General features: G+C 60.0%; 14 protein-coding genes. 8 read left to right on the forward strand and 6 right to left on the reverse strand.

Going from position 1 to position 18,555, the window contains the following annotated elements; genetic code table 11:
* Positions 1-193 precede the first annotated feature (193 nt).
* From WFJ47_RS08345 to WFJ47_RS08380, 8 genes are all read left to right on the forward strand, one after another.
* Positions 194-1,447, forward strand: a complete 1,254-nt coding sequence (locus WFJ47_RS08345) for a homoserine O-acetyltransferase (protein ID WP_336762430.1) — start codon at positions 194-196, stop codon at positions 1,445-1,447.
* On the forward strand, positions 1,437-2,036 hold the full coding sequence (metW, locus tag WFJ47_RS08350) for a methionine biosynthesis protein MetW (protein ID WP_127102185.1): 600 nt from the start codon (positions 1,437-1,439) through the stop codon (positions 2,034-2,036). Before WFJ47_RS08345 ends, metW begins: the two co-directional genes overlap by 11 nt.
* Before the next feature lie 147 nt (positions 2,037-2,183).
* Complete coding sequence (locus WFJ47_RS08355) at positions 2,184-2,792, forward strand: nitroreductase family protein (protein WP_336762243.1); 609 nt, start codon at positions 2,184-2,186, stop codon at positions 2,790-2,792.
* Between the two features lie 265 nt (positions 2,793-3,057).
* On the forward strand, positions 3,058-4,395 hold the full coding sequence (locus WFJ47_RS08360) for a DEAD/DEAH box helicase (RefSeq protein WP_336762244.1): 1,338 nt from the start codon (positions 3,058-3,060) through the stop codon (positions 4,393-4,395).
* Between the two features lie 427 nt (positions 4,396-4,822).
* On the forward strand, positions 4,823-6,025 hold the full coding sequence (locus WFJ47_RS08365; RefSeq protein ID WP_336762245.1) for an acetate/propionate family kinase: 1,203 nt from the start codon (positions 4,823-4,825) through the stop codon (positions 6,023-6,025).
* Positions 6,022-8,394 carry a phosphoketolase family protein gene (locus WFJ47_RS08370; RefSeq protein ID WP_336762246.1) on the forward strand — a complete coding sequence of 791 codons (2,373 nt, stop codon included), beginning with the start codon at positions 6,022-6,024 and terminating at the stop codon, positions 8,392-8,394. Before WFJ47_RS08365 ends, WFJ47_RS08370 begins: the two co-directional genes overlap by 4 nt.
* The gene (locus tag WFJ47_RS08375; protein WP_336762248.1) at positions 8,394-9,206 is read left to right on the forward strand and encodes a Cof-type HAD-IIB family hydrolase; all 813 of its coding nucleotides are present in this window, start codon (positions 8,394-8,396) and stop codon (positions 9,204-9,206) included. The genes WFJ47_RS08370 and WFJ47_RS08375 overlap by 1 nt, the downstream gene beginning before the upstream one ends.
* Positions 9,207-9,233: 27 nt before the next feature.
* The gene (locus tag WFJ47_RS08380; RefSeq protein WP_127102179.1) at positions 9,234-9,869 is read left to right on the forward strand and encodes a glutathione binding-like protein; all 636 of its coding nucleotides are present in this window, start codon (positions 9,234-9,236) and stop codon (positions 9,867-9,869) included.
* 85 nt (positions 9,870-9,954) lie between these two features.
* On the opposite strand, the gene WFJ47_RS08385 is transcribed toward WFJ47_RS08380, so the two are convergent.
* From WFJ47_RS08385 to WFJ47_RS08410, 6 genes are all read right to left on the reverse strand, one after another.
* Positions 9,955-10,728 carry an SDR family oxidoreductase gene (locus WFJ47_RS08385; protein ID WP_336762251.1) on the reverse strand — a complete coding sequence of 258 codons (774 nt, stop codon included), beginning with the start codon at positions 10,726-10,728 and terminating at the stop codon, positions 9,955-9,957.
* Positions 10,729-10,745: 17 nt separating this feature from the next.
* The gene (locus WFJ47_RS08390) at positions 10,746-11,849 is read right to left on the reverse strand and encodes a sn-glycerol-3-phosphate ABC transporter ATP-binding protein UgpC (protein ID WP_336762253.1); all 1,104 of its coding nucleotides are present in this window, start codon (positions 11,847-11,849) and stop codon (positions 10,746-10,748) included.
* Positions 11,850-11,888: 39 nt separating this feature from the next.
* Positions 11,889-12,719: a carbohydrate ABC transporter permease gene (locus WFJ47_RS08395; protein ID WP_408868639.1), complete on the reverse strand. Its 831-nt coding sequence runs from the start codon at positions 12,717-12,719 to the stop codon at positions 11,889-11,891.
* Between the two features lies 1 nt (position 12,720).
* Positions 12,721-13,614: a carbohydrate ABC transporter permease gene (locus WFJ47_RS08400; protein ID WP_127102175.1), complete on the reverse strand. Its 894-nt coding sequence runs from the start codon at positions 13,612-13,614 to the stop codon at positions 12,721-12,723.
* A 133-nt stretch (positions 13,615-13,747) separates the two neighbouring features.
* Complete coding sequence (locus WFJ47_RS08405; RefSeq protein WP_336762258.1) at positions 13,748-15,385, reverse strand: FGGY-family carbohydrate kinase; 1,638 nt, start codon at positions 15,383-15,385, stop codon at positions 13,748-13,750.
* A 164-nt stretch (positions 15,386-15,549) separates the two neighbouring features.
* A complete protein-coding gene (locus tag WFJ47_RS08410) occupies positions 15,550-18,492 on the reverse strand; it encodes a TonB-dependent receptor domain-containing protein (RefSeq protein WP_336762259.1) in 2,943 nt (980 codons plus the stop codon).
* Positions 18,493-18,555: the final 63 nt, after the last annotated feature.

Here is an 18,555-nt window from a genome sequence, read left to right on the forward strand (position 1 = left end):
TCTGGTCGCGTTGCTGCGGTTGGCGTGACCGGATGGTACGGGCGGTTTGGTCGTCATGTTCAGCCTGCGCCGAGACGCGCGCAGCATTTCCTTAGGAGCACACGGCCTGTGTCGCGAGATCATTGTGCATGATGGGGCGGCCCATGGGGCCAGCATGTCGGACGGTTCGGACGTGCAGCCGGGGGGGCAGCGAATGCGCGCGCCCGAAGCGCGTGTCATGACGCAGGCCGGATCTCCCACGGCGTTTGCGGTGAAGCTTGACGGGGGGCTGACGCTCGAATGCGGGGCGCATATCGCCCCACTCGACGTGGCCTATTGCGCCTATGGCACGCTCTCGCCGCGTAAGGATAATGTCATCCTAGTCTGTCATGCCCTGACAGGTGACCAGTATGTCGCTGAAACCCATCCGGTCACGGGCAAACCCGGCTGGTGGGGCCGGGCCGTCGGGCCAGGTTGCGCTATTGATACCGACCGTTTTTACGTGATCTGTGTCAATGTTCTCGGCGGATGTATGGGGTCCTCGGGACCGAAAACGCTGAGGGAAACCGGCGAGCCCTGGGGGACGGATTTCCCACCGATCACCATACGGGACATGGTGTTCGCGCAGGCCAGGCTGCTGGACCATCTCGGTATCAAGCGCCTGTTCGCCGCCATAGGCGGCTCGATGGGTGGTATGCAGGTGTTGCAATGGGTCGCGAGCTTCCCCGAACGCGTGGGGGCTGCCATGCCTATCGCTACCGCACCGTTCCATTCCGCGCAGAATATCGCGTTCAACGAAGTCAGCCGTCAGGCGATCTGTGGTGATCCCGACTGGCATGGTGGGCGCTACTGGGCGATGGACACCATACCTGCCAAGGGGCTGGCTGTGGCGCGCATGATGGCGCACATCACCTATCTTTCCGAGGAAGCGCTCACCCAGAAATTCGGCAGGCGTACCCGGCGCGATGCCGTACCCTCCCATGAGGCGGTGGCCTCGGGGAACTCGCTCTTCGGCGAGATTTTCGAGGTGGAGAGTTACCTGCGCCATCAGGGTTCAAGCTTCGTGCGCCGGTTCGATGCAAACTCCTATCTTACCATCACGCGCGCGCTCGATTACTTCGATCTGAGCGCCGATTACGATGGCGATCTCTCGGCGCCTTTCCGCCATTGTGAGACGCGGTTCTGCATCATTTCCTTCACCTCTGACTGGCTTTTCCCCACGTCGCAGTCCCGTCTTCTGGCGCGGGCCCTCAACCGGGCTGGTGTGAACGTCTCGTTTGTCGAGATCGAGAGTGATCGTGGGCACGATGCCTTCCTGCTTGAGGAGCCCGATCTGGACCGGACGATGCGTGGCTTCATCAATGGTGCCGCCGAACAGGCCGGGCTGAGCCAGCGCTCTGCGCCGGATAAGGACGTGCCTGTCGAAAGCGGAACCGTTGTAACGGAAGGGGCTTCGCATGCGTCTTGATCAGCAACTCATCGCAGAGATGATCGCTCCGGGGACACGGGTGCTCGATGTAGGCAGCGGCGACGGCGCGCTGATCGATCACCTCTTCAAAACGCGACAATGCGATGCGCGCGGGATCGAGATCGACATGCGGGAGGTTACACGTTCCGTCGCTCATGGCCTGCCGGTCATGCATGGCGATGCGGATCAGGACCTGGTGCATTATTCAGACGATGCCTTCGATTACGTGGTGCTGCAGCGCACCTTGCAGGCTGTAGAGAAGCCCCGCGAGGTGCTGCGCCAGATGCTGCGCATCGGGCGTCACGCGATCGTATCCTTTCCAAATTTTGGTCATTGGCGTTTGCGGCTTCAGATCCTGCTGAGCGGGCGTATGCCGATGAACAAGGTGTGGCACACGCCATGGTATGAGACGCCCAATATCCATCCATGCACCATTCAGGACTTTCTCGAGCTCTGCGAGTCAGAGGGCTATGTGATCGATCGCTGGCTCGCCATCGACGAGGCGGGAGAGCGAGCCCCCTGGCGACGATCGATCAGGCTGGCCAATCTTTTCGGCGAGCAGGCACTCTTCCTGCTGAGGCGTCGCTGACGCGAGACTGCGCCCCCTCCTGAGGATAACGTTTCGACTTTGATCGAAATAAGGCTTTACAGCGTGGTGAACCCCGTGTTTGCATCCGGCGTTCCGGTACAACACCCACGCCCCCAGGACCCTGCGGGGCAGGAAAGCGGAGTTCTCATGACTGATATCCTGACCGCCATTGCCGAGCGTCGCGCGACCAAGCGCTTCGATCCTTCCGTCACCATTCCCGAGCACGAGTTGCGTGATATCCTGGATGCCGGACGACACGCACCGACGGCGTTCAATATCCAGCATACGCGCTTCGTCGTCGTGACCGATCCGACACTGCGGCAGAAGATCCGCGCCGTCTCCTGGAATCAGCCACAGGTGGAAGAGGCGAGCGCGCTGATCGTGCTCTGCGCGGACTTCAAGGCTTGGGAAAAGAACCCCGCGCGTTACTGGGCGGCTGCGCCTGAAAAGATGCAGACCACCTATGAAGGCATGATCCATCAGTTTTACAGCGGTAACGAGCAGATGCAGCGTGATGAAGGCATCCGCTCCGCCGGAATGGCGGCCTATGCGCTGATGCTTGCAGCTGCCGCGCACGGCTATCAGTCCTGCCCGATGGACGGGTTCGATTTCAAGGCTGTGGGCGAGCTGATCAATCTCCCGACTGACCATGAAGTCGTCATGTTCGTCGCGATCGGCAAGAAATCCGGCGAATACCCCCCCCATGGCGGTCATCTCCCGCTTGAGGAGACGATCATCGAGAACCGTTTTGCCTGATGGGGACTGATTGCCCACGGCGACGCTGCGCTGCTGTTTTATAAGCGTAATCGCTTGCGTCCGGGGAGGGCTCTGCCTATATGGGGTCCTCCCCGGTCCAGATTTGGCACAGCAGGTCCCGGCGTCAGGTGTCTGACGCAGTCGCGTGACCCGCTTCGCCAGTCCCGGATCTCCCTTTTACCCTTGTGACGTCCGGGCCAAGAGGCGTCATCCTGCGAGCCAGCATTAGTGAATGCGGCTCGTCGCCAGAGGAGGCGCTTCCTTCATGACCAGTTTTGCCGATCTTCAGCTTGCCACGCCAATCCAGCGCGCCCTTGCTGAGGAAGGGTACACCACACCGACCCCGATCCAGGCCGGAGCCATCCCGTATCTTCTGGAAGGGCGCGATCTGCTCGGTCTTGCCCAGACGGGAACCGGCAAGACCGCGGCGTTTGCCCTGCCTGCCCTGCATCGTCTGCTGACCCATCCGCGCCCGCTGACACCCAAGAGCGCGCGCGTGCTCGTTCTGGCGCCGACCCGCGAGCTGGCTGCCCAGATCGATGACAGTTTCAAGGCCTATGCCCGTCACATGAAGCTTCGCCACGCCGTGATCTTCGGCGGCGTGGGGCAGGGGCGTCAGGTCGAGGCGATGCGCCGCGGCGTGGACGTGTTGACCGCGGCGCCGGGACGTCTGCTCGATCTCATCGGTCAGGGCCATATCGATCTCCACGATCTTGAGGTACTGGTGCTCGATGAGGCAGATCGCATGCTGGATATGGGTTTCGTGCGCGATATCCGGCGCATTGTGGCTCTGCTGCCGAAGAACCGTCAGACCGTGCTCTTTTCGGCCACCATGCCCAAGGCGATCGAGGAGCTGGCGCATTCGCTGCTCCATGATCCTGCCAAGGTCGAGGTAACGCCGCCTTCTTCGACGGTCGACCGCATCCGTCAGGGTGTGATGTTCGTAAAGTCGGAAGACAAGCGCGCGGCGACGCTTCTGCTGGTAAAAAATCCCAAGGTCCAACGCGCCGTTGTCTTTACGCTTATGAAGCATGAAGCCAACAAGGTGGCCGATTTCCTCAATGCCGAGGGCATCCGCTCTGAAGCCATTCACGGCAACAAGTCCCAGGGGGCGCGCGAGCGTGCCATGGCCGGGTTCCGGGACGGATCGGTCAAGGTACTGGTTGCGACCGATATCGCTGCACGCGGGATCGATGTGGATGATGTGAGCCACGTCTTCAATTATGACTTGCCGAACATCGCCGAAAGCTATGTCCACCGTATCGGTCGCACTGCGCGTGCAGGCCGGGATGGGTGGGCCGTATCACTCTGTGACGCCGAACAGCGCGCCTGGCTCAAGGATATCGAAAAGCTGATCGGCAAGGCCATTCCGGTCGTGACCGATCATCCTTTCCATTCCGAAGACGCCCAGAATTCGACCATGCGCCCGCCTGTCCTGGGCGGTGGTGGACGTGGCCGCAACCAGCCGCGTGGTGGCGGACAGCGCTCGGGCGGTGGTCGCCCCGGCGGCGCGCCGCGCAACGGCGAGGGCAAGCGCCCTGAAGGGCGTCCTGCAGGTAACCGGCCCGCGGGCGGTCGCCCCTCTCGTCCTCGCGCACGCTGACTCCCGCGCGCGCCAATAAAGGCGCGCTGAATTTCTGTCCGACGGGGTCAACGCGCCCTGTCGGACACGACTTCACCAGATCATTCAGGCGTTTATCACCCCCGCCTATCGTGGACGGTGCCGTCGCTTGGTGGGCTAACCGTCCCCTTCATGTATTTCTGCCTTTCGAGCAATCGTACCCCGCGCGTGGCACGATTTGTTCCCGCCCGTTTGGGGGCGTTCCGTGCGGCTATGCAGAGTGATCGTTTCACAAAGCCGTGTAATTAACACTGTTACTGACGCGTTAAACATCGGATAAACCTGACAAATATAGAAATCGGGTGGCTATAGTCCCCTATTACCTCGATGTTATGTTTGAACCCGCAAGACGAGGCGGGGTTTAAGCCTCGGATGTTGGCAATGCCGCCATGCATTTCGAGGTCGTTACGTGTCTCAAAGCAGAATCATTCTCACGCTGAATTCCGGCTCGTCGAGCATCAAGTTTGCCCTGTTCGATGAACAGGGCGAGGCGGAGCGATTGCTCTCAGGTCTGGTCGAGTATCAGTCCGGCGGGGCTGTGCTGACGACGCGCACGCCTGACGGTGTCAGCAAGCGCATGGTGATCGAAACCGGCGCCAAGACCGGTAATGCCCATGGCGAGATGATCCGGCACGTTCTGAACTTCATCGAATCCCATGAGACGGGGCGCGATATCGGGGCTGTAGGGCACCGGGTGGTTCATGGCGGCGCCCATTTCGAGGGACCGGCCCGGATCAACGAGAAGACACTGGCTCAACTCGAGTCCCTGGTTCCGCTGGCTCCGCTGCATCAGCCGCCCAGTATTGCCCCGATGCGCCTGTTGATGCAGGAGAAGCCAGATCTGCTCCAGATCGCCTGTTTCGATACCTCGTTCCACCATACCATTCCGACTGTGCGCACGCGGCTTCCGCTGCCCGCCGAGCTCCTCGAGGGCGGCGCGCGGGTGTATGGGTTCCATGGCCTTTCATACGATTATATCGCCAATGAGCTGGAGGCGCGGTTTCCCGCCATTGCTCATAAGCGAGTGCTCGTAGCCCATATCGGTAACGGGGCGAGCCTGTGCGCGCTGATGCACGGGCGCAGCGTGGCCACAACCATGGGTCTCACCGTACTGGACGGGCTCATGATGGGAACACGATGCGGTGCCATTGACCCCGGAGCCGTGCTCTACCTCCTGCAACAGAAGGGGCTTTCTCCCAAGGAAGTGCAGGATGTTCTCTATTACCGTTCGGGACTGCTCGGCGTATCCGGCGTTTCGAGCGACATGCGTACCCTGCGGGAAAATGACGCCGACGAGAATGTGCAGCTTGCGCTGGACATGTTCGTCGAGCGCTTCGTACAGCAGGCTGGAGGGCTGATCGCACAGATGGGCGGGCTCGATGCGCTCGTCTTTACGGGAGGGATCGGGCAGAACGATGCCACCTTCCGTCAGGCTGTCTGCCAGCGACTCAGATTCCTCGACATCCAGATTTGCGAAGATGCAAATCTTGCAAGCCGACCTGTGATCAGCAGGCGTTCAGGAGGGCCAACAGTGCTGGTTGTCCCTGCGGATGAAGAAAAAACGATCTTCCGACACACAAGAAGAATAATGGAAGGATGTCACACATCATGAGCGAAAAAAATCCGCTAAGCGCCAAGCAAATAGCCCTGTTCGACCAGTGGTGGCAGGCTGCGAACTATCTCTCGGTTGCCCAGATCTATCTGCTCGACAACGCCCTGCTGCGCGAGCCGCTGAAGATCGAGCACGTCAAGCCCCGCCTGCTCGGCCATTTTGGTACCACGCCGGGTCTGACCCTGCTTTATCTGCACCTGAACCGTATTATCAAGGAACGTCAGAAGAGCGTGCTCTTCATCGCGGGGCCTGGCCATGGCGCTCCGGGCGTCGTGGCAGCGACCTATCTGGAAGGCACCTATAGCGAGTACTTCCCCGAGATTTCGCAGGATGTCGAGGGCGTAGGCCGCCTGGTCAAGCAGTTCTCGTTCCCCGGCGGCATCCCCAGCCACGTGGCGGCGACCACCCCTGGCTCCATCCATGAAGGCGGCGAACTCGGCTATTCGATCTCTCACGCCTATGGTGCGGCACTCGATAACCCCGATCTGATCGTCGCCTGCGTGGTTGGCGACGGTGAGGCGGAAACCGGCCCGCTCGCGACGTCGTGGCACAGCAACAAGTTCCTCGACCCGCGTAACGACGGTGCCGTCCTCCCGATCCTGCACCTGAATGGATACAAGATCGCCAACCCGACCGTTCTGGCCCGTATCCCTGAATCCGAGCTGCTCGATCTGTTCCGCGGTTACGGCTACGAACCCATCATCGTGGCTGGGGATGATCGCGACACGGTGCATCAACTCATGGCCCATGCCATGGATGTCTGTTTCGACAAGATCGCGGAAATCCAGAAGCGCGCCCGTACAGAGAACAACGCCGAGCGTCCCACCTGGCCCATGATCATCATGCGCACACCCAAGGGCTGGACCGGCCCCAAGGAAGTGGACGGCCAGCGTTGTGAGGGCTATTGGCGCGCCCATCAGGTGCCGCTGACCGATATCGAGAAGCCGGGTCACCTGAAGATTCTCGAAGACTGGATGCGTAGCTACAAGCCCGAGACGCTCTTCGACGAAAACGGGCGCCTCCACGCCGAGATCGCCGCGCTGGCGCCGGAGGGCACGCTGCGTATGAGCGACAACCCGCATGCCAATGGTGGGCAACTGCGTCGCCCCCTGCGTATGCCGGATATCGAGACCCACGCACTCGACGTTCCGTCTCCGGGTGCAGTGCAGGGCGAAAGCACCCGTATCCTCGGAGCGTGGCTGCGTGACGTCATGAAGATGAACCTGGAGAGCCGCAATTTCCGCGTGCTGTCACCGGATGAAAACAACTCGAACCGTCTCAACGATGTGCTCGAGGTGACCAATCGCGCCTGGGTCGGAGACAAGTTTTCTTACGACGACCATCTGGCGGCAGACGGGCTGGTCATGGAGATCCTGAGCGAACACACGATCCAGGGCTGGCTCGAAGGGTATCTGCTCACTGGTCGTCACGGTTTCTTCTCGTGCTACGAGGCCTTCGTCCATCTCGTGGATTCGATGGTCAACCAGCACGCCAAGTGGATCAAATCGGCCAAGGAAGTCCAGTGGCGCCGTCCGATCGCCTCGCTGAACTATCTGCTGACCTCGCATGTCTGGCGTCAGGACCATAACGGCTTCAGCCATCAGGATCCGGGGTTTATGGATCACGTGGTGAACAAAAAGGCCGATATCGCCCGCGTGTATCTGCCGCCCGATGCCAACACCCTGCTCTACGTGGCCAAGCACTGCCTTGAGAGCTGGGACCGCATCAACGTGATCGTGGCAGGCAAGCAGCCTGAGCATCAGTGGCTTGATATCGATGCCGCCATCGCGCATTGCAGCCAGGGTATCGGCATCTGGCAATGGGCCAGCAACGACAAGGGGTATGACCCTGACCTCGTGATCGCGTCTGCGGGCGACGTACCGACGGTCGAGGCGCTGGCCGCCGTGCAATTGCTGCGCGAACACGGCCCCGACATCAAGGTGCGCTTTGTGAATGTGGTTGATCTGATGACGCTTCAGTCACCGAGCGAGCATCCGCATGGTCTGGACGACGTGACGTTCGACAACCTGTTTACGAAGGACAAGCCGGTTCTCTTTGCTTTCCACGGCTACCCGCAGCTCGTGCATCGCTTGATCTATCGTCGGAGCAACCGGGCGAACTTCCATGTCCATGGTTTCCGCGAGGAAGGCACGACGACCACACCGTTCGACATGACGGTGCGGAACAATCTGGATCGCTTCCACATCATTCTCAATGCTGTGCGTCGTGTTCCCGCCCTCTCAGGTCATGCGGCCTATGTCACGCAGATGATCAACGACAAGCTCGTCGAGCATAAGCGGTACATCGCGCAATACGGTGAAGACATGCCTGAAATCCGCAACTGGCAGTGGAAAGGTGAAAAGGCCTGATGAAACCGCAGGTTCAACTCGTCCTCGCCGATGTGGATGGAACATTGGTGACGAGGGACAAGATCCTCACACCACGGGCTATCCGTGCCGTTCAGGCCCTGCGTGAGCGGGGTATACGGTTCGCCATTACGAGCGGTCGTCCGCCACGTGGCATGGCGATGCTGATTGAACCTCTGGCGATCGATCTGCCGATCGCCGGTTTCAATGGTGGCGTTCTGGTCCATCCGGACTGGAGCGTCATCGAAACCAAGCGTCTGACTCATGATCAGGCAGAGACGGTTCTGAAGCTCATACGCGATCACGGGGCAGACCCCTGGGTTTACACGAGCCATGAATGGATCGTGGGCGATCTGGATGCGCCCCATGTCTCGCGTGAGGAATGGACAGTCAAATTCGCGCCCCGTGCAGATGACGTGACCCGTCATCTGCATGACGTCGTGAAGATCACGGGTGTCAGCGATGATGCCGTTCTGATGCAGAAGCTTGAACGGGACCTTCAGGAGGCCCTTGGCAACACCGCCTCGGCTGCCTGCTCACAGCCCTATTATGTCGATGTTACCAATCGCGAGGCGAACAAGGGTGGCGTTGTGACGACTCTCGAAACGCTGTTCGACATTCCGGCCTCCGCGATGGTGACCATGGGTGATCAACCGAACGACATGCTGATGTTCGCCAAAAGCGGCATGTCGATTGCGATGGGGCAGGCGAATGACACCGTCAAGGCGGCAGCGACCCATGTTTCGACCTCATGCGAGGAAGAGGGTTTCGCCATCGGTCTTGAACGCTATGTATTGGGGGGCGTTACCGACTGATCCGCCTCAGGATCAGGAAGGACGCCCATGATCGATCTGTATTACTGGCCCACCCCAAACGGCCACAAGATTACTCTCTTCCTCGAGGAAGCGGGGCTGGAGTATCGGATCATACCGGTGAACATCAGCAAAGGCGACCAGTTCGCGCCGGATTTCCTGAAGATCTCCCCCAACAACAAGATGCCAGCCATCGTCGATCACGAACCGGCAGATGGCGGCTCGCCGCTGAGTGTTTTTGAATCGGGAGAAATCCTGCTCTATCTCGCAGAGAAGACGGGACGCTTTCTGCCCGCTGACCCGCGTGGCAAGATTGCAGCACTGGAATGGCTTTTCTGGCAGATGGGCGGTTTTGGTCCGATGCTCGGCCAGAACCACCATTTTGCTCTCTATGCGCCAGAGAAAATTCCCTATGCCATCAAACGGTATCAGGATGAGACCAAACGCCTCTATGGCGTGTTGGAAACGCGGCTCCGGGCGAGCCCGTTTGTAACAGGGGCCGAATACGGCATTGCCGATATGGCGACTTATCCCTGGACTCGTACCTGGAAAGAGCAGGGAATCACGCTCGATGACTTCCCGGCGATCAAGGCCTGGCGTGAAACCATCGAGGCGAGGCCAGCGACGCAGCGCGCACTCGCCAGGGCAGACGCAGTCAGATCCTGACCTGGGAAAGCGATGGGCGGGATTCCGCCCATCGCCAATCCAAAGTTTCCCGCTCCTGGATCATCGTTCCAGACGGGGAGCGATATTACCAGACGGTGAAGCCACCATCGACGCTGACAATCGAGCCTGTCATGAGGCTGGCGGCATCTGAAGTCAGGAACTGGACCACCGAAGCCACTTCTTCCGGCTGCCCTACACGACCCATAGGTGTTCCATCCACCCAGCGGTCGTAGAGCGCGGGCTTTTGCATGCCAAAACGCGTCAGGGTTGTCTCGATATAAGTCGGAGCAACCGCATTCGCGCGAATGCCATGGGGCGCCCATTCCGCTGCGAGCGAGCGGATATACTGGTGCACACCGGCCTTCGAGGCGTTATACGCGGCCTGCTCCTGCGGACGGTTCACGATCAGGCCGGACATCGAGCCGATCGCCACGATCGCGCCGGATTTCTGCTGGATCATGATCTTGCCGGCGGCCTGGCAACAGCGGAAAACACCGTTCAGATTGACATTGATCTGTTTGAGCCACTGATCTTCCGTCATGTCTTCGGCCTTGACCTCGGAAATGCACAGACCCGCATTCGCGACCAGAATGTCGAGCTTGCCATGACGCCTCATGATGGTGTCGACAGCCGAGGTCACGCTCGCTTCGGAGGTCACGTCCATGGCGACGCTGCAGGATTTGAACCCCTGGGCAACCAGCCCCTTCGCCGATTCAGCAGCTTTTTCGCCGTCGAGATCGGCGATCACCACATGGGCACCTGCTTCGGCCAGAGCCGAGGCGCAGCAGAGGCCGATATTCTGGGCGCCGCCGGTGATGACGGCCACGCGCCCGTCGAGGCGCAGTTTTTCCATATACATGGTCGAGAACTCTCTAGTTAACCGGCAAGACGGTGACGCACGAGCTTGGTAAGCGCCATCCCTCTTGCATCGAAAAGGTGACAATTTTCAGCGAGCACGCGCAGCCCAACGGGAGCGTCGACCTCGCCGCCATGATCGCCATCGGTCTGCACGATAATGAGCGCCCCATCAGGAAGCGCGACGTGCAGCAGTGTGAGCGCGCCGAGACGTTCAACCATGCGGATCGTGCCGGTAATCTCACCCTGCGGATCGAGGACGATGTGCTCCGGCCGAACCCCGAGCGTCATGGCCTCGGCCGAGGCGGTTTCGCCCGGGAGAACCGGCACCGTAACCGGTGCGCCATGGTCGAGCGCTACCATAATTCCACTCTCGGTTACGCTGCGTACGGTCACAGGCAGGAAGTTCATGGGGGGCGAGCCTATGAACCGCGCAACGAACAGGTTGCGCGGATGGTGATAGAGTTCGAGCGGGGAGCCGACCTGCTCGACGACGCCTTTCTGCAGCACCACAATCTTGTCCGCCATGGTCATGGCCTCGACCTGGTCATGGGTGACATAGATTGTTGTTGCCTTCAGGCGACGATGCAGCGTTGCGAGTTCGACGCGCATCTGCCCACGCAGAGCCGCGTCAAGATTGGAGAGCGGCTCGTCGAAAAGGAAGACCTTCGGGTTGCGCACAATGGCGCGTCCGATGGCCACACGCTGTCTCTGCCCACCTGAAAGCTGTCCCGGTTTGTGCTTGAGATAGGAATCGAGCTGCAGCGTCTTCGCGACGTCGTTGATCTTCTGACGACGCTCGGGCTCGGGCATGCCTGCCAGCTTCAGGCCGAATTCCATATTCTGATAGACATTCATATGCGGGTAGAGCGCATAGGACTGAAAGACCATGGCGAGGCCGCGCTTTGCGGGCTCGATATCATTGACCCGTTTGCCATCGATCAGGAGATCGCCCGCCGAGATTTCCTCCAGCCCGGCGATCATCCGCAGCAGTGTGGACTTACCGCAGCCCGAGGGACCGACGAAGACGACGAATTCCTCGTCGTTGATGTCGAGCGAAACACCCTTGATGATTTCTTCGGCGTGATAGGTCTTGCGGATATCGCGCAGTTCAACTTTAGCCATGGGTCACTCCGAAAGAGCGTGTGAATCCGAAAGAAAGGGTCATTTGACGGCGCCGAAAGTGAGGCCGCGCACGAGCTGTTTCTGGCTGAACCAGCCGAATACCAGGATCGGTGCCACTGCGAGGGTGGAGGCCGCCGAAAGCTTGGCGAAGAAGAGCCCCTCGGGGGAGGAAAAGGACGCAATGAAGCTCGCCAGGGGGGCTGCATTGGAAGACGTCAGGTTCAGCGACCAGAAGGCCTCGTTCCAGCACAGGATGAGAGACAAAAGCGCGGTCGAGGCGATGCCGGGCAGGGCTAGGGGGAGCAGCACCACGCTGATTTCCTGCCAGCGATTGGCCCCGTCCATGCGTCCGGCCTCGAGAATGGGCACCGGAACTTCCTTGAAGAAGGTGTAGAGCATCCAGACGATGATCGGCAGATTGGTCAGCAGATTGATGATGCCGAGCCCGACGATGGTATCGAGCAGATGGGTTGAGCGCGCGATCAGGTATACAGGCACAAGCACACCCACGGGCGGCAGCATACGGGTCGAGAGCATCCAGAGCAGGGTGCCGCGTGTCCGTTTGCTGGGGAAGAACGCCATGGAATAGGCGGCGGGCACGCCCAGGAGCAGCGCGCCGCCGGTCGCGAAGACCGACATCAGCACCGTATTGAAAGTGAAGTGCCAGTAGTTCTCCTGCGCGAACACGTCGTGATAGCTCTGCAGGGTCGGGTGGAAAATGAGATGCGGCGGGGTCGAGATGGCATCCATCTCGGTCTTGAACCCCGTCAGGACCATCCAGAAGATAGGAAAGAAGATCCAGAGTGCGACTGCCCAGCCGACCACTCCGAGCGCGATTTTTGGGAGAAGCTGCGTTTTCCGGGCCATGATCTCATGCCTCCAGATTGCGGGCGACCGCACGAACGAGGAATGCCGCGATGATGTTGGCAATGATGATTGCAATCACGCCGCCCGCCGAGGCACCGCCAATATCGAACTGGAGCAGAGCGCGCGAATAGATCAGGAAGGCGAGATTGGTGGAAGCAACACCCGGTCCGCCAGAGGTGGTGACCGAAATCTCGGCAAACACCGTGAGCAGGTAGATCGTCTCGATCATGATCACGACGGTGATCGCCCGGCTGAGATGCGGCAGGATGATATAGCGAAACCGGGCGATCGGACCCGCACCGTCCATACGCGCCGCTTCCTTCTGCTCATGATCGAGCGACTGAACCGCAGTCAGCAGGATCAGCACAGCGAAAGGGAGCCATTCCCAGGCCACAATCATCATCACGGTCTGCATGGGATAATGGGCCAGCCAATCTATGGGCTGCAGCCCGATAGCTCGCATGAACGCGCTGTACACCCCGTAGATGGGATGGAGCATCAGGTTCTTCCACAGCAATGCCGAGACGGTGGGCATCACGAAGAAGGGTGAAATGACGAGCACGCGGGCGATCCCGCGCCCGAAGAAGTCCTGATCGTAGAGCACCGCGAGCAGGACGCCGCCGCCAACGCTGATCACGAGCACGCCCAGAACGAGCAACACCGTGTTGAGCAGCGCGTAGAGGAAGTCAGGATCAGTCAGCAGATAGACGTAGTTGCTGAATCCGGCGAAGCCCTTCAGCGTGGGGTCGACCAGATTGTAATTCTGGAACGAATACCAGAGTGTCAGGACGAGGGGGATCAGAGACCAGATAAGCAGGATGATTACGGCGGGGGAGAGAAAGATTCCCGCACCTGATTTGCGTTTCACCCGTTCCGGCGTGGCAATGACAGCTTCCATAGTCAAGCTCCACGAGCGAAGCATCGCCCGTCCTGGCTGTGAAGGAAAACATTAGTAAGACAGGGTCGGAATTCCGAGGCGCAGCCCCTTCAGTTGCGGTTCGGGACGGCAGTGCCCGAACCGCGATACTTGCTCAATCAGCAAGGGCCTCACGCATGATCGCCCGATGATGAAGCTGTTCCTTGAGCATGGCCTGGAATACCGAGAATTTGGCCGCGTGATAGCGCGCCGTGCGTGGATCGGGCGCAACCTCGGAGCCGACGCGGGTCATCTGAGACATGGCGGCGCGCATATCGTCATAGGCGCCCCCCGCAACCGCACCGAGAATGGCTGAGCCAAGCAGCACGGCGTCCGGTTCCTGAGGCAGCATGATACGGCAGCCTGTGGCGTTGGCGTGTTCGCGCAGGAAGACCGGGTTCTTGGTGCCACCGCCTGTGGCGAAGATGGTGTCGATAGCATAGCCCTTGGCGTTGAGTGCGCGGATGATATCGCGGGTGCCATAGGCAAGCGCCTGGATCGTGCCGAGATAGAGCTTGGCCAGATCATCGAAGGTGGCGGAGAGGCTCAGCCCGCTCACCATGCCGCGCAGTGTCGGGTCGGCGTGGGGCGAGCGGTTGCCGTGGAAATCGGGCTGAACATGGAACTCGGCGGTCAGTGAGCCGGGCAGGGAACCCTGCTCGAGTTCCGCCAGACGCTCGTTCAGCAATTCATAGACGGTGCGTCCCTCTTCCTTGGCCTTCTCCGCCAGGACAGGGCCATAGGCATGAGTTGAAATCACGAAATCAACTAGAGAACCAACGGCGGATTGTCCGGCCTCGTTCAGCCAGGTTCCGGGAATCATGGCTTCGGAATAGGGGCCCCAGATTCCGTCCACATAGCGGGCATCGCGCGATACGGCCATGTGGCAGCTCGAGGTGCCACCAATCAAGGCAAGGCTGCGATCGAGGGCCGCGTCGTCGACGGTCTCGCCGGAGGCGGAGCCGATCACGCCGATTCCGCCAGCATGGGCGTCGATCGCGGAAACGCCGACCGGAATACCCGCGGCAAGACCCAGTTCCTGCGCGGCGGTCTCGCTCAAACCATTGCCGACGGTCTGGCCGAGCGGCAAAACGGTCTGGCCGATACGTTTGTAGTTTTCGGCAACGAGATCGCCCAGGCCGATGGCCTCGAAATAGGCTGGGTCCCACCCCTTGTCGTGCGCGAGATAGGTCCATTTGCACACGGTCGAGCAGCAGCTACGGGAATCCGATCCCGTAGCGCGCCACGTCAGATAGTCGGGCAGGTCGAAGAAGTACCCCGCCTTCGAGAAGGTATCGGGCATGTGCCGCTTGAGCCAAAGCAGCTTGGGTGTTTCCATTTCGGGGGAGATCGTTCCGCCTACGTAGCGCAGTACCTCATACTGGCCGGCATTGATCTCATCGGCCTCTTTCATCGCGCGATGATCGGCCCAGAGAATGATGTCCTGCGCGGCCTCTCCATTGGGATCGACCGAGAGGGGCCTGCCTTCACGGTCGAGCACGACGAGTGAGCAGGTGGCGTCAAAGCCAATCCCGCGAACCGTGACGTCGCCCTGCTTAAGCTCTGCCATGGCGGTACGAACGCTCTTGCAGATTGCGGCCCAGATATCGGTCGATGATTGCTGGATGAAATCGGCCTGGGGGCGCCAGGTCTTGGTGGCGGTCACACAGGAAGCGAGCTTTTGCCCGTTAAGGGTAAACACGCCGGCGCGTGCGCTGCCTGTACCGACATCGACGCCAATCACAACTTCCATGGGGACCCATCCAAACTCTTACGAATTCGTCATATTCCCACTCAGCTTCTGGGATGCAATTCACCAATGCGTGTGATCTGTCTCAATCTGTATGAGATTTCGAACAAAAAAACCCGGCATCTTGGGATGCCGGGTCTAGATGGTTTTCGATCAGGCGTGCAGGATCAGAAATTTACGCCGGCCTGGACGAAGACGTTACGGCCCATGAAGAGATTTCCGTACTGATAGACATTGGTGTTCGTCGAGCCGTCCACGACGTAGGGCGGCTTCTTGTCGAACAGGTTGCGCACGCCCGTCTCAAAGTTCCAGCGATTGAGCTGGTAGGCGAGGGTGATATCGTGGGTGAAGATGCCGGGTGTCTTGTAGCGACCGCCAGTTGCCTTGGTGATGTCCACAGACTGGTCGTTCCAGACCATACCACCCGTGAAGTTCATCATATAGGTGAAGCTGAACGCGTCATGACGCCAGGTTGCGCTGGTGTAGTTGCGTACGCGCGGCTGGCCCGTGCTGTTATTGTAGAGCAGGCGACCATCATAGTTGTACCACTGGCCACCGGGCACATATTGCTGCTGGTAGCTGATGAGCTGCTGGAAGTTGTTGCTCAGCATGACATGGTCATGACGTGTCACACGGAAGTTGTAATCGAGGTCAAGATCGAGACCGCCCGTACGCAGGCCGCCCAGGTTCTCGTACAGCGCCGAGGCCGTCTGGATCTGCTGCGTCTGCGCGTTACGAATGATATTGCCGCAATAGCCGGTGTTCGCACCCGTATAGCATTGATCGAGCAGGTACTGTGTGCCGATTGCGCTGATCATGTTCTTGACGGTGTAGTGCCAGTATGTGGCGGCGAGCGAGAGACCCGGGACCCAGTGCGGGGTCAGGACGGTGCCGAAGGTATAGGTGCGGCCTGTCTCGGGCTTGAGCGCAGCGTTACCACCCTGAAGCGTCGGCACCTGTCCTGCGCTGACCATCTGGAAATTAGCAGGCAGGCCCTGGCGGGCGCAGGTTGCCGCCACATTGGCCGAGCTCGCGCCGTAGCTGCTCACCTGCGCGCAGGGATCATTGGCAAATTCATAGCTGAGCTGTTGGCCGCCAAACATCTGATAGACGCTGGGCTGACGATAGGACGTACCGAGTGTGGCACGAAGCTGGATATCGCGGTTTGGCGCCCAGTTGATGGAGGCCTTCCAGTTCTTGGCACCGCCAAAGGTATTGTAGGACGAATAACGCCCCTGTGCGTCAATCGTGAGATCTTTCGCAAGGAAGGCATTCTTCAGCAGGTTGAGCTTGCCCTCAAGATAACCTTCAGAAACGCTGAAGCCGCCGCCCGAATAGGCCTGGGTGTTGGTCAGGGCGATACCCTGCGCCACGAGCGGATCGGGGCTGTCGCTCACCTGCTCGCTGCGATGCTCCATGCCAAGTGCGATACCGAGATCGCCGCCGTTCTTCCACGGCATGGACACAACGTGGTTGTTATGAACACGGAAATTGGTGTCGCGGAACTGGTACTGGATGTTCTCGACGGTAGTGTAGTTGCTGTACGCCACGCCCTGAGGCGACAGATGGCCGAAAGGCGAGGAGATCGAGCAGCCGGCCGAGGCCTGGCATACGGTCGGATCGTAAGAAAGCGTGCTGTCGGGATTGCCGGGTTCGTCTGCACGCAGGCCCCAGGCATTGAGCAGGTTGGCGTAATTGCCCACATTCAGGCCACGCACCTGCTCGCGGTTCACACCATAGGTGTAGGAGGCGTCATACATCCAGCCATGGGTGATTTCGCCCTTGGCGCCGAACATGCCTGTCACGGTGTCTGTGGCGTGTTCGAAGCGACGTGAGCCGAATTCGGTCATGCGACGATAGATCGTCGTATCCTCACCGAACGGATTGCCGGGGTAGTTGCCTGGAACGGTGATGGCACCGGGCAGAGAGCTCGGGGGGATGGAGCCGGTCACGGGTACCGGTGCCAGGAAATTATTTGAGGTACGATGGCTGTAGAGAACATTGGCATACACAGTGAGGTGCTTGTTCACATCGTAATGGGTATCGCCCGAAAGCGAGGTGTCCTGATAGTTGTTCGTCAGGCTCTGATCACGATTGAACGGATAGCGGTCGCCATTCGTGAAGGGCACAACCGTATTGCCGTTATCATGCGAGGTGTATTTCCCGCCACTATCCGGATAGAAGGTGCCGTTCGAGGCGATGCCGGAGCCGAAAGTGGGTGAGCCTGATACCGGGTTGTTTTGTGCAGCCGGGTTTGCCCAGGCGCGGTTGCGCTGCATCACGCCGGTTGAGGTCAGATACTGGCCGAACAGGGTGATGTTGCCCTTGCCGTGGTCGAAGTTCCAGCCCTTGAAAGCGGAAATCAACCCCTCAGGTGCGTCGCCATATTGCGAGATGCTGCCGCGCACGGTCACGTTGCCGGTGTTCACGTCGTGACGCATCTTGATGTTGATGACGCCCGACACGGCATCGGCACCATAAAGCTCTGAACCGCCATCACGCAGGATCTCGACGCTCTGAATCTGCTGCACCGGAATCGAGTTCATATCGACGCAGTTGGTAGCGCCATTGACCGTGGTGCGCTTGCCGTCGATCAGCACCAGGACGCGTGACGTTCCGAGGTTGCGCAGATCCGTACAGGACACGCCGCCGCCGCCATTGGTGACGGCATTGGTGGTAGCGCTCGAACCCACTGACGGCAGACGCATCAGGTAATCGCCGAGGTTGTTCACGCCGGTCTGCGCGATCTGCTTGGCCGTAATGATCTGTACCGGGTTGGCGTTCGCATTGCGCGACGTGCTCAGGGCTGAGCCTACGACCGTAATGCTCTCATTCCCGGCGGGAAGGGGGCCTGACAGGCTCACGAGTGTGTTGCGTCGCGCGTTGGTGGAAACCGGTGCGGATGCTGAAGCGACGGCCGGCGAAGTCGTGCTTGCGGTGCTGGCCATGCGCTTGCCGGCGCTCTTATGCGCTGCCTTGTGATGGGCGGAGCTGGATGCCTTGACAGGTTTGCTCGTTGTTTGGGCGACAGCTGGCAAACTGGCGCCGGCAAGGATTGTCGCGCCGAGGAGTAGCGAGGTGCGGCAAAGACGCGTGCGTGTAATGGCCATCGGACACTTTCGCGAAAGGAAATGGAGGCGGAAGGATCTCCGCAATTGCCGCCGAGATGGCAC

The sequence above is a fragment of the Asaia sp. VD9 genome (assembly GCF_037150015.1).
GTDB lineage: Bacteria > Pseudomonadota > Alphaproteobacteria > Acetobacterales > Acetobacteraceae > Asaia.

Excerpts from the sequence above, each read along its gene's own strand:
- WFJ47_RS08345 (WP_336762430.1), top strand. The coding sequence starts at position 194 with ATGCGCGCGCCCGAAGCGCGTGTCATGACGCAGGCCGGATCTCCCACG.
- metW (WP_127102185.1), top strand. The coding sequence starts at position 1,437 with ATGCGTCTTGATCAGCAACTCATCGCAGAGATGATCGCTCCGGGGACA.
- WFJ47_RS08355 (WP_336762243.1), top strand. The coding sequence starts at position 2,184 with ATGACTGATATCCTGACCGCCATTGCCGAGCGTCGCGCGACCAAGCGC.
- WFJ47_RS08360 (WP_336762244.1), top strand. The coding sequence starts at position 3,058 with ATGACCAGTTTTGCCGATCTTCAGCTTGCCACGCCAATCCAGCGCGCC.
- WFJ47_RS08370 (WP_336762246.1), top strand. The coding sequence starts at position 6,022 with ATGAGCGAAAAAAATCCGCTAAGCGCCAAGCAAATAGCCCTGTTCGAC.
- WFJ47_RS08375 (WP_336762248.1), top strand. The coding sequence starts at position 8,394 with ATGAAACCGCAGGTTCAACTCGTCCTCGCCGATGTGGATGGAACATTG.
- WFJ47_RS08380 (WP_127102179.1), top strand. The coding sequence starts at position 9,234 with ATGATCGATCTGTATTACTGGCCCACCCCAAACGGCCACAAGATTACT.
- WFJ47_RS08385 (WP_336762251.1), bottom strand. The coding sequence starts at position 10,728 with ATGTATATGGAAAAACTGCGCCTCGACGGGCGCGTGGCCGTCATCACC.
- WFJ47_RS08390 (WP_336762253.1), bottom strand. The coding sequence starts at position 11,849 with ATGGCTAAAGTTGAACTGCGCGATATCCGCAAGACCTATCACGCCGAA.
- WFJ47_RS08400 (WP_127102175.1), bottom strand. The coding sequence starts at position 13,614 with ATGGAAGCTGTCATTGCCACGCCGGAACGGGTGAAACGCAAATCAGGT.
- WFJ47_RS08405 (WP_336762258.1), bottom strand. The coding sequence starts at position 15,385 with ATGGAAGTTGTGATTGGCGTCGATGTCGGTACAGGCAGCGCACGCGCC.
- WFJ47_RS08410 (WP_336762259.1), bottom strand. The coding sequence starts at position 18,492 with ATGGCCATTACACGCACGCGTCTTTGCCGCACCTCGCTACTCCTCGGC.